We start from the raw sequence: 11,495 nt of genomic DNA, 5'->3' as shown, positions 1-11,495 counted from the left end.
CTGGTTGCCAAGAAGGGAGAAGCGCGGTTGGGCTGCGCCCAGGCCGTACGGGGAACGAACCGAGGCCCTTCCTGTGGCTTGGCAGCCCTTCGAAGGGCGATCGTGCGTTTTGCGGTCGGGTGTGATGGTGTGGTCGCTGTGAGCGTTAACAGTCGGTGGTCGCTCGGCTGTTGACAGGGCTGGGGTGGTGGCGCTAATCATAGAGCCCGCAAGCACGCCGAACCGTGCGCTGTTGATGTCGTGATTGTTAGCGATAACAACAGTGGGTGGGGTCAACGCCGACCGGGGCGTGTGGAGAGAGGACTGCCCGATGGACGTGCGCCTTTCCCGACGATCAGGCTTCGCGGCCGTGGTCGTGGCGATGGTGGTTGCCGTGTGTGCGCCTGTTGCCGTTGCCTCGCCGGCTGTGCAGTACGCGAATCCGGTGGCCAACCAGCGGGCCGATCCGCACATCGTCAAGCACACCGACGGCTACTACTACTTCACCGCCACGGCGCCGGAGTACGACCGGATCGTGTTGCGGCGGGCTACCACCATCCAAGGGCTTGCCGGCGCGCCCGAGTCGGTGATCTGGCGGCGGCACGCTGGTGGGGAGATGGGGGCGCACATCTGGGCCCCGGAGATCCACTTCGTCAACGGCAAGTGGTACGTCTACTTCGCCGCCGGGCGTGCCGACGACGTGTGGCGCATTCGGCCGTACGTGCTGGAGAACGCCAGTGCCAACCCGTTGACCGGCACGTGGGTCGAACGAGGCCGGGTGAACGTTCCGTGGGACACCTTTTCCTTGGACATGTCCACCTTCGTGGTGGGTGGTGTGCGGTACCTGACGTGGGCGCAGGCTGAGCCGGGGATCGCCACGAACTCCAACGTGTACCTGGCCCGCATGGGCGCGAACCCGTGGCAGATCACCGGGGCGGTGGCGCGGCTGACCGTGCCGACGTTGGACTGGGAGACCCGTGGTGGGGTGAAGGTCGCCGAAGGGCCGGCGGTGGTGCAGCGTGGTGGGCGGGTGTTCCTGACCTACTCCGCCAGCGCCACCGATCACAACTACTGCCTGGGGATGCTCAGCGCGAGCGCGTCGGCGGACCTGCTCAACCCCGGCTCGTGGACCAAGTCCGCGGTTCCGGTGTTCGCGAGCAACGCCGCGACCGGGCAGTACGGTCCCGGGCACAACTCGTTCACCGTCTCCGAGGACGGGCAGAGCGACATCCTGGTCTACCACGACCGCAACTACCGCGACATCGTCGGCGACCCGCTGCGCGACCCGAACCGCCGCACCCGCGTGCAGAAGTTCTACTGGCGCGCGGACGGCACGCCCGACTTCGGCATCCCGGTCGCCGACGGCGTCACGCCGGTGCGGCTGAAGTCCTACAACGTGCCCGACCGGTTCGTGCGGCACTGGGAGTACCGGGCGCGGATCGAGGCGAACGTGCAGCCGTTGGCGGACTCGCAGTTCCGCGTGGTACCCGGGTTGTCCGGCTCGGGCACGGTGTCGTTGGAGTCGGCCAACTTCCCCGGCTACTACCTGCGGCACCGCAACCACGAGGTGTGGGTCGAGCGGGACGACGGTGGTGCCGGGTTCCGGGCCGACGCGAGTTTCCTCCGGCGCGCGGGACTGGCGTCGGGGGCGGGGGTGTCGTTCGAGTCGGTGAACTTCCCCGGGTACTACCTGCGGCACTTCGACTACCAGATGGTTCTGCGAACCGCGCCCGACGCGCTGGGGCGGGCCGACGCGACGTTCGTGCTGGAGTGAACGATGAGACTCGTCTGGGCGCTCGTGCTCGCGTTGGGCGCGTCGTTGCTGGTCGCCCCGCCGGCGCGGGCGGCCGGTCCGGTGCCGCACTACCTGATGACCGCGTTCACCAACAGCAGCGAGTCGAACATGTACGTGTACGACTCGTCGAACGCGTCGAACTTCAACCTGGTGCGCGCCAACGCCTACCGGCCGCCGTCCGGCCTGATCCGGGACCCGAGCGTCCTGCGGCACACCGACGGCTACTACTACGTCGTCTACACGACCGGGTGGACCGGCAACACGATCGGGTTCGCCCGCAGCGCCGACTACACGACGTGGACGTTCCTGCGGAACGTGACCGTCGGTTTGAACGGCTCGACCGGCAGCACGTGGGCGCCGGAGTGGTTCCGGGACAGCGACGGCAGCGTGCACGTCGTGTTTTCCGCCTCCACCACCGGCACTGCGGGCCAGTTCCGGCCCTACCGCATCACGGCCACCAACGGTGACCTTTCGGCGTGGACCGCGCCGGTGCCGTTGGGCATCCCGGCGAACTACATCGACAGCTTCCTGGTGAAGGTCGGCGGCACCTACCACAACTTCCTCAAGAACGAGACCACCAAGTACATCGAGCACGCCACCGCCACCTCGCTGAACGGCCCGTGGCAGTTCGTCGGCACCGGCAACTGGGCCGGCTGGGGCTCGGGGCTGGAGGGGCCGGCGCTGGTGCGGCTGCCGGACGGCCGGTGGCGCATCTACTTCGACCAGTACGCCGCGGGCCGCTACTACTACGCCGACAGCGGGGACCTGGTTTCGTTCGGCGCGAAGGTGGAACTGCCCGGTCTGACCGGGACGGCGCGGCACTTCACGGTGTTGCGGGAGGACGTCGGCGACAGCACGGCGGTGCCGGTGGGCAACCGGTCGCTGCGGTCGGCCAACTACCCGGACCGGTACGTGCGGCACCGGGACAACCTCGTCCGGATCGACCCGGTCGTGACGGCGGTGGACCGCGGTGACGCGACGTTCACCATCGGCGCGGGGTTGGCCCACGCCGGGTGCCACTCGTTCCAGTCGGTCAACTACCCGGGCTACTACCTGCGGCACAACAACATGCGGCTGGTGTTGGCCCGGGACGACGGGACGGCGTTGTTCCGCGGTGACGCCACGTTCTGCGGACGGGCCGGGCTCGCCGGTGGTGGCACGACGTCGTTCGAGTCCTACAACTTCCCCGGCCGCTACCTGCGCCACTACGACTACGCGCTGCGCCTGGACCCCCGGGCGAGCGACGCCACCTTCGCCGGTGACGCCTCCTTCACCGTGACCGCGCCACTGGCTTGACCAGACCCGGGAGCCCTGATGCCCTTCAACCGACGCGCGGCGTTGCAGGCCGCTTTCGCGATCCCCGCCACGCTGGCCACCGGGACGGCGGTGGCCGCGGTGCCGCCGGTCCGGCCGGACATCGGCGTGGCGGTGCACCCGTTCGAGCCGGGCCAGGTCCGGCTGTCGGCGAGCCGGTGGCTGGACAACCAGAACCGCACGCTGAACTACCTGCGGTTCGTCGACGTGGAGCGGCTGCTCTACAACTTCCGCGCCAACCACCGGCTGTCCACCGGCGGCGCGGCGGCGTGCGGCGGGTGGGAGGCCCCGAACTTCGAGTTCCGCACGCACAGCCAGGGGCACTTCCTGACCGCGTGGGCGCAGGCGTGGGCGGTGCTGGGGGACACCGTCTGCCGGGACAAGGCCAACCACATGGTCGCGGAGTTGGCCAAGTGTCAGGCGAACAACGCGGCGGCCGGGTTCAACCCCGGTTACCTGTCCGGGTTCCCGGAGTCGGACCTGACCGTGGTCGAGTCGGGCACCCGGCGGGGCGTGCCGTACTACTGCATCCACAAGACCCTGGCGGGCCTGCTGGACGTGTGGCGGCTGATCGGCAACACGCAGGCGCGGGACGTGCTGCTGCGGTTCGCGGGGTGGGTGGACTGGCGGACGGCCCGGTTGAGCTACAGCCAGATGCAGACCACGCTGCGCACGGAGTTCGGCGGCATGAACGCGGTGCTGACCGACCTGTTCCAGCACACCGGCGACTCCCGCTGGCTGGCCACCGCGCAGCGGTTCGACCACGCGGCCGTGTTCGACCCGTTGGCGGCGGGCCAGGACCGGCTCGACGGCCTGCACGCCAACACCCAGGTGCCCAAGTGGGTCGGGGCGGCGCGCGAGTACAAGGCCACCGGCACCACGCGCTACCGCGACATCGCCCGCAACGCCTGGACCGCCACGGTAACCGCGCACACCTACGCCATCGGCGGCAACAGCCAGGCCGAGCACTTCCGCGCCCCGAACGCCATCGCCGCGTACCTGCGCCCCGACAGCGCGGAGGCGTGCAACACCTACAACATGCTCAAGCTGACTCGCGAGCTGTGGCAGTTGGACCCGAACAACGCCGCGTACTTCGACTTCTACGAGCAGGCGTTGCTGAACCACCTGCTGGGCCAACAGAACCCGGCCGACCCGCACGGCCACGTCTGCTACTTCACCGCGCTCAACCCCGGCGGCCGGCGCGGTCAGGTGGGGCCGTTGATGGGCGGGGGCAGCTTCAGCACCGACTACGGGACGTTCTGGTGCTGCCAGGGTACGGCGTTGGAGACCAACACGAAGTTGATGGACTCCGTCTACTTCCACAACGGGACCACGTTGACGGTGAACCTGTTCATCCCGTCGGTGCTGACCTGGTCGGCGCGGGGGATCGTGGTCACCCAGACCACCGCCTACCCGGCGAGCGACACCACGACGCTCACCGTCACGGGCACGGCCGGCGGCACGTGGACGATGCGGGTGCGCATCCCCGCGTGGACCAGCGGCGCGACGGTCAGCGTGAACGGTGTCGCGCAGGACGCTTCTCCGGGCACCTACGCCGAGATCACCCGGTCGTGGGCCTCCGGTGACACGGTCGTGGTGCGGCTGCCGATGCGGGTGGTGCTGCGCGCCGCCAACGACGATGCCGGGGTCGCCGCGGTCACCTACGGGCCGGTGGTGCTGTCGGGGAACTACGGCAACACGGCGCTGAACGCGTTGCCGAACCTCGACGTCGGTTCGATCACCCGCACGAGCGGGTTGGCGTTCACGGCCAGGGCCAACGGGTCCAGTGTCGATCTGGGGCCGTTCTACGACGCCCACGGCCACAACTACACCGTCTACTGGCGCACCTCTGCCGCCGGCGGGGGATACCGGCTGGTCAACGCGAGCAGCGGAATGGTGCTCGGCGTGCGGGACATGTCCACCGCCGACGGTGGCCTGGCCGTGCAGTGGAACGACACCGGCACCGCGGACCACGACTGGGAGCTGGTGGTCGACGGGGCCGCGGTCCGGTTCCGCAACCGCAACAGCGGCAAGGTGTTGGGCGTGGAGAACATGTCCACCGCCGACAACGCCCGTGTGCTCCAGTGGGCCGACAACGGCACCGCCGACCACCGCTGGACCGTCGTGGACGGCGGCGACGGCACCCACCGCATCCGCAACGCCCACAGCGGCAAGCTGCTCGCGATCCTCGACGGGTCGGCCGCGGCCGGCGCGCAGGCAGTGCAGGACCAGGACAACGGCACGCCGGACAACCGGTGGCGGTTCGTGCCCTTCGGGGCGCGCCGGGTGCAGAACCTGCGCAGCGGACTGGTCCTGGGCGTGCGGGACATGTCCACCGCCGACGGTGGCCCGGTGATCCAGTGGGGTGACACCGGCACGGCGGACCACCTGTGGACGGCCGTGCCCGACACCGGCGGCTACTTCCGGCTGCGCAACGGCCACAGCGGCAAGGTGCTGGGCGTGGAGAACGCGGCCACGGCCAACGGCTCCCGAGTGGTGCAATGGTCGGACAACGGGACATCGGACCACTTGTGGCGGCTGCGGTACGGCGGCAACGGCTGCTTCCGCATCCAGTGCGCGAACGGCGGCCGTGTGCTGGGGGTCGCCGACGCGTCCACGGCGGCGGGCGCGCAGGTCGTCCTGTGGGACGACAACGGCACCGACGACCACCTGTGGCGTTTCATCTGACCGACATCGGTCCCCACTACGTTCTGGACGGTGCGAATCCTCTTTTCGAGCCTCGGCTCCTACGGACACACCTTCCCGCTCATGCCGCTCGCCATCGCCGCCCGCGAAGTGGGCCACGACGTCGCGTTCGTGACCACGGCCCCCTTCGCGCCGGCGGTGACGGCGTACGGCGTCGAGCACGTCGCGGGCGGCATGGACATGCTCGCCGCGTTCGACCTGGCGAACGCCGGACCGGCCGCGCGCCGGTCGCCGGACTTCCGGCCCGAGCGCGTGTCGAGGGTGTTCGGGTCGATCCTGCCACGCCGGTGCGCGGCGGACCTGATCCCGATCATCCTCGACCGCAAGCCGGACCTGGTCGTGCACGAGCTGGCCAACCCCGGCGCGGGCCTGGCGGCGAAGGTCGCGGACGTGCCCGCCGTGTGCCACTCGTTCGGGCGGATGTGGCGGCCGACAGGGCCTCCGGAGGCGTTGCGGAGAAACCTGGCGGAGGTCGCCGCGGACCTCGGGGTGGAGCTGCCCGAGGGGGACCTGATGTCGCTGGGCAACCCCTACCTGGACATCTGCCCGCCCTCGGTGCAGGACCCCGAGTTCGCCGTGAGCCGCGCGGTCCCGTTGCGGCCGGTGCCGTTCTCGGAGCCGGGCGAGCTGCCGTCGTGGGTGCGGGAGCACCGGGAGCCGTTGGTGTACTTGACGTTGGGGACCGCGTTCGGCGACGCCGGCGTGTTGCGCACGGCGATCGCCGGGCTGGCGACGTTGGACGTGCGGGTGCTGGTGTCCACCGGTCCGAGCGTCGAGGTGGCGGCGTTGGGGGAGGTGCCGGGGAACGTGGCGGTGCGGCCGTGGCTGCCGCAGGCCGACCTGCTGCCGCACGTCGATCTCGTGGTGCACCACGGTGGCGCCGGGGCGACGATGGGCACGTTCGCCACCGGCGTGCCGCACCTGGTCTTACCGCAGGGGGCGGACCAGTTCGGCAACGCCGACGTGGTGACGGCGGCCGGGTTGGGCGACCAGGTGCTCGCGGCGGACCTGAGCGCGGAGGTGATCGCGACCAAGGCGCGCCGGTTGTTGACCGACGAGGGCGTGCGGGCGGCGGTGGCGGCGATGGCGGCGGAGGTCGCCGCGATGCCCTCGCCCCACGACGTGGCCCGCTCCCTCGCCGACCACGCTTGAGACACCCGCCGCCCGCACCGGGTGGCCGGTGCGGGCGGCGGGCTCGACGGTGTATCTCCGGGGCCGGCGTCGGGCAGCGCTGGGTCGGCGTTGGCCGCCCGGGTCGGGCCGGCGGGTCGGCGTCGGTTGTCCGGGTTCGGGGCGTCAGCGGCGGGTGCAGCGGTAGTTCGCCGCGTTCGCCGGGTCGCCGTGGCCGGTGTAGCGCGAGACCCGCGGGTGGGCGCACAGGTCGCGGGTGCGGGTGCCGTCGGCGCTCGCCGCCGCCAGGGTGGCCGGCGCCTTGCCCCGCTCGACCCAGTCGACCAGCGCGCCCAGCGCGTTCGTCGGGGCCGCGCCCCCGCCGCCACCGCAGTGCTCCACGCCGGGCGCGAGGAACAGCCGGTAGAACCCGTTCACCCGGTCCGCGCCGCCCATCAGCCGCTCGACCCGCTCCCGGTAGGCCAGCGTGCCGCCGGGCGGGATCAGCTGGTCGTCCGAGCCCACGAACGTGATCAGCTTGCCGCCGGCGCGTCGGAACCCGGACAGGTCCGGGTCGGAGGTGCCGATGATCCGGTCGTACTCCCGCACCGACTGGCGGAACAGGACCGCGTACTGCTCGTAGGTGGTGCTCGCGGTGTCGAAGCCGGGCTGCTTGGCCAGGAACGTCCGCACCCAGGCGGTCGCGACCGGGAAACCGGGTGCCGACGGGGTGCCGTTCCCGTCGACCGCGGTCCCGGCCAGCCAGGTGAAGTCCGCGCCCTTGGGCAGCCCGGCCCACAGGTTCCGGCCGCGGGTGTCGGTCGGGCCGGCCCAGATCTTGCGCACGACCTCGGCGTCCTGCGCGGTCACGGTGGTCTCGCGGCCGTCGCAGAGCACCTTGGCGCCGACCAGCGTGCGCGGGTCGTAGGAGCACTCGTCGGGCCGGTCGACGATGCCGTCGGTGACACCGTCGTCGGGGTCGCACGCGGCGATCGCGGCCTGGCGGAACGCGGTCAGCACGCAGTTGCTCGGGAAGTGCCGGTCGTTGTTCATCACGGTCTGCGGCCACAGCGTGGCGACGGCGAACCGCGTCCAGTCGACCGCCGGGGCGTTGGCCAGGACGCCGTCGAAGTCGTCGGGGTGGCGCTGGGCTTCGGCGTAGCCCTGGCGTCCGCCGGTCGAGCACCCGTTCCAGTACGAGTACGTCACCGAACGGCCGTAGAACGCCCTGGTCACGGCCTTGCCGACGACCGCGGACTCGTGCACCGAGCGGGTCGCGAAGTTGGTCAGCAGCGTGGTGTTGACGGTGTTGTCGGGGTTGAGGGCCCAGCTGGTGTCCAGGAACGTCAGCGGCACGCCGGCGTCGGTCGTGACGCCGACATAACCGTCCTTGACGGCCTGGACCAGCGGCGCGCCGAAGTCGCCGGCGGTGTAGGCGCTGCCGCCGACGGCCTGCAGCCGGCCGGTCCAGCCGGTGCCGGGCAGGGCCACGGCGACCTTGACGTGGTCGGTGCCGTCGTGGGTGAGCGTGACGGTGACCTCGCAGTAGGCCGGCACGTCGGTGATCGGGGCCGGCGCGGAGAACGGCGTCGGCGGGAACGTGACGGTCCCGCCGGGCCGTTGCTCGGCGACCACCGACTCGATCCGCGCACCCGCCGGCGCGGGCACGTCGACCGGGGCGCAAGCGCTCACGCCGGTCTCGGCCGCGGCCGACGGCACGACCGGGCCCAGGGCGAGCAGTGGCACGGCGGCCACGACGAGTGTGGTCCAGGGCCTCATCGAACTACCTCATGGGTGTTGCACACGACCCGGACCCTAGGGAGGTGGCGGGGTGCCCGGCGTCCGTCGCATGACGTCATGCGCGTACGTCACCGCGCGGGCCGGGTGGTGCGGGCCGGGTGGTGCGGGTCGGCCAGACGGCGGTCGGCCGACCCGCACTGCAGCTCCCCCGAGCCCCACCAGTAGAGAGCGGCGAGCGCGGGCGTGGATACACCGGGGCGGAGAATTCGCGGTTTTTCCACGCGGGAGGCGCTCAGGGGTGGGCATGACGGCACGGGAGGCGCTCAGTGGTGGGGCACGACGGCGTGGCCGCGGCCCCGGGCGATGAGCCACCGGTTCACCGGGACGGTCACCACGAACGCGACCGCCAGCGCCCCGGCCAGCGACAGCCAGAACATCGGGTCGGCGACACCCGCGTCCATCGCGCCCGGGACGGCCACCAGGACCGCGTTGTCCACCACCTCCATGACCAGGATGGACAGGGTGTCCGCGACCAGCGCGATGCGGATCGCCCGGCTCAGCGGCAGACCGGTCTTGAGGATGCGGCGCGCGGTGAGGGCGTAGCCGAAGAGGAACGCGAGCGTGACCGACAGGGCGATGGTCGCGGTGTTGCCGAAGCCGGCCGCGGTGCCGATGGTCATGCCGAGGACTTCGCCGATGGCGCAGCCGGTGAGGCAGTGCAGGGTGGCGCTGACCGCCATGCCCCAGCCTGCGGCGTGTTGGCGCACAGGGGTGTTCTCCCGAGGGGAGGTCGGGGTCCGCGGCGGGACCCCGACCGGCCGGATCAGTGGAAGCGGCGGACGAAGTCGAGCGCGGTGTCGCAGACCTCGCGCCAGCCGCTGTCGATGGTCAGCGAGTGCCCGCGACCGGGGATCTCCACGATCTCCGTGACGCCCGGGTTGTCCTTCTGCCGCTTGTAGGAGGCGTTGGCGATGGCCCACGGCACGGTGTGGTCCTTCTCGCCGGAGACGATCAGCAGGGGACCGCGGTCGGGGTTGTCGGTGTCCACCTTGACCTCGGTCCACGGGTTGAGGTTCGCCACGGCGGCCTGGAACAGCGGCTCGCCGGGCGCGGGGACGGCGAACTCCGCGTAGAGCTGCCGCGCCTCTTCCTCGGTGACGGCGTTGGCGAACGCGTACCGGAACTGCTCGTAGGTCAGCGGCACGGCGCGGTGGTAGTTGGCGGGGTTGCCCAGCACGACGCCGGCCGCCCGCAACGACGAGATCGGCAGCGGCAGGACGCCGCGGAACGGGGCCGGGTCGATGGCGACGGACACCGCGGACAGCCCGCGACCGGCGGTGATCTGCGTGATCAGCCCGCCGAACGAGTGGCCGACCACGGCGGGCTCGCGGTCCAGCTTGGCGATCAGGTCGCCGAAGTGGTCGGCGACCTGGCCGACGCTCTTGCCGGCGAACACCTCGGGGTGCGCGTTGGCCTCGGCCACGGTGTCCGGGTCGTCCGGCCACCCCGGCACGACCGGCGCGTACCCGGCCGCCTCGAACACCGCCGCCCACCGCTGCCAACTGCTGGGCAGCAACCACAGGCCGTGGATGAACACCACCGGCGGCCGGCCGCTCGCGTTGGCGGCTTCGACCTGCGCGAGGTCGGTCTCGACGGTCATCTCAGGCCCCCTGTCGCAGCACCGTGCGCAGGAACGCGACGGCTTGGGTGATGGCCGCTTCGGCGGCGTGGGTCCCGCGAAGGGCGTTGAGCATCACGAAGTCGTGGATGACGCCCTGGTAGCGCACCGCTGTCACGGGGACGCCGGCGGCGCGCAGGTTGTTCGCGTACGCCTCGCCCTCGTCGCGCAGCACGTCGGCCTCGGCGGTGATCACCAGCGCCGGCGGCAGGCCGCGTAGTTCATCGGTGGTGGCCCGCAGGGGAGAGGCGGTGATCTGGGCGCGCTCGGCGTCGGAGGTCGTGTACTGGTCCCAGAACCACCGCATGGCGTCGCGGCGCAGGAAGTAGCCCTCGGCGAACTGGTGGTAGGACGGGGTGTCGAACGCGGCGTCGGTGACCGGGTAGAACAGCACCTGCCCGGCGAACGGGATGTCCCGCGCGGACAGGGTGAGGGCCGCGGCCATGTTGCCGCCGACGGAGTCACCGGCGACGGCGATGCGCGACGGGTCCAGGCCGTGGTCGTGCCCGTGTTCGACCACCCAGCGGGCGGCGGCCTCGATCTCGTTGAGGGCGGTGGGGTACTTGGCCTCGGGGGAGAGGCTGTAATCGGGGAAGACGACGGCCGCTCCGGTGCCGGCGGCGATCTCGCGGGCCAGGCGGTCGTGGGTGTGGTTGTTGCCGAACACCCAGCCTGCGCCGTGGACGTAGAGGACGACCGGCAGGGGGGCGGGGGCGTCGTCCGGGCGGAACAGCGTGATTGCGGGCCCGGACAGGGTTTGCTTGGTCGTGCCGGGGACTGGTACTTGCGGGCTCTGGACCCCGTCGACCACCGTGCGGCCCTCCTCGGGGCCCAGGTCGAACAGGTACGGCGGGTGCGCTGTGGCGTCGGCGAACGCCTGGGCGGCCGGCTCCAGGACGGGTCTGGACACGTGGTTCTCCTTGTTCGGACTGGCCTCGGTGGTGACCATCGTTGATCACCGGGTGGGAGGTCCGAACCACGGAAAACACGTAGTCCTTGAGTGCGGGGGCTGGGGTGCTCGGGGGTCTGGACTGTGGATTCACGAGCGAAGGGATCAAGAGCGAAGAGCGAAGAGCGAAAAGATCAAAAGCGGCGCTCGCCGCGCGGCAGGCCCCCGGGGGGTGGAAGGGCGTCGGTTCGTTCCCCGTACGGCCTGCCGGAGGCAACCACCCT

The 11,495-nt window shown here is 71.3% G+C and carries 8 protein-coding genes; 4 read left to right on the top strand and 4 right to left on the bottom strand.

The genetic code is table 11. From position 1 onward, the window contains the following. Window positions 1–406 precede the first annotated feature (406 nt). Genes AB0A74_RS41115 through AB0A74_RS41100 form a run of 4 tightly spaced genes read left to right on the top strand, consistent with a single transcriptional unit; the run spans window position 407 to window position 6,946 of the window. On the top strand, window positions 407–1,753 hold the full coding sequence (locus tag AB0A74_RS41115) for a family 43 glycosylhydrolase (RefSeq protein WP_358258432.1): 1,347 nt from the start codon (window positions 407–409) through the stop codon (window positions 1,751–1,753). 3 nt (window positions 1,754–1,756) lie between these two features. Then, on the top strand, window positions 1,757–3,070 hold the full coding sequence (locus AB0A74_RS41110) for a glycoside hydrolase family 43 protein (protein WP_358258430.1): 1,314 nt from the start codon (window positions 1,757–1,759) through the stop codon (window positions 3,068–3,070). Window positions 3,071–3,088: 18 nt separating this feature from the next. Beyond that, complete coding sequence (locus AB0A74_RS41105) at window positions 3,089–5,776, top strand: beta-L-arabinofuranosidase domain-containing protein (protein WP_358258428.1); 2,688 nt, start codon at window positions 3,089–3,091, stop codon at window positions 5,774–5,776. Between the two features lie 30 nt (window positions 5,777–5,806). Then, entirely contained in the window at window positions 5,807–6,946 is a 1,140-nt protein-coding gene (locus AB0A74_RS41100) for a glycosyltransferase (protein ID WP_358258426.1), read from the top strand. A gap of 144 nt (window positions 6,947–7,090) precedes the next feature. On the opposite strand, the gene AB0A74_RS41095 is transcribed toward AB0A74_RS41100, so the two are convergent. The 4 genes from AB0A74_RS41095 to AB0A74_RS41080 all read right to left on the bottom strand — a co-directional run bounded on the left by AB0A74_RS41095 (window position 7,091) and on the right by AB0A74_RS41080 (window position 11,271). Then, on the bottom strand, window positions 7,091–8,683 hold the full coding sequence (locus AB0A74_RS41095) for a tannase/feruloyl esterase family alpha/beta hydrolase (protein ID WP_358258424.1): 1,593 nt from the start codon (window positions 8,681–8,683) through the stop codon (window positions 7,091–7,093). Between the two features lie 284 nt (window positions 8,684–8,967). After that, window positions 8,968–9,384, bottom strand: coding sequence for a DUF4396 domain-containing protein (locus AB0A74_RS41090; protein WP_358258422.1), 417 nt, complete (start codon window positions 9,382–9,384; stop codon window positions 8,968–8,970). Between the two features lie 83 nt (window positions 9,385–9,467). Continuing rightward, window positions 9,468–10,304, bottom strand: a complete 837-nt coding sequence (locus AB0A74_RS41085; RefSeq protein WP_358258420.1) for an alpha/beta hydrolase — start codon at window positions 10,302–10,304, stop codon at window positions 9,468–9,470. A 1-nt stretch (window position 10,305) separates the two neighbouring features. Then, window positions 10,306–11,271, bottom strand: coding sequence for an alpha/beta hydrolase (locus AB0A74_RS41080; RefSeq protein ID WP_358258418.1), 966 nt, complete (start codon window positions 11,269–11,271; stop codon window positions 10,306–10,308). Window positions 11,272–11,495: the final 224 nt, after the last annotated feature.

The sequence above is a fragment of the Saccharothrix sp. NPDC042600 genome, assembly GCF_040647305.1.
Taxonomy (GTDB): domain Bacteria; phylum Actinomycetota; class Actinomycetes; order Mycobacteriales; family Pseudonocardiaceae; genus Actinosynnema; species Actinosynnema mutabilis.
The sequence above is the reverse complement of the archived record's forward strand: the minus strand, read 5'-3'. Positions and strand labels throughout refer to the sequence as shown.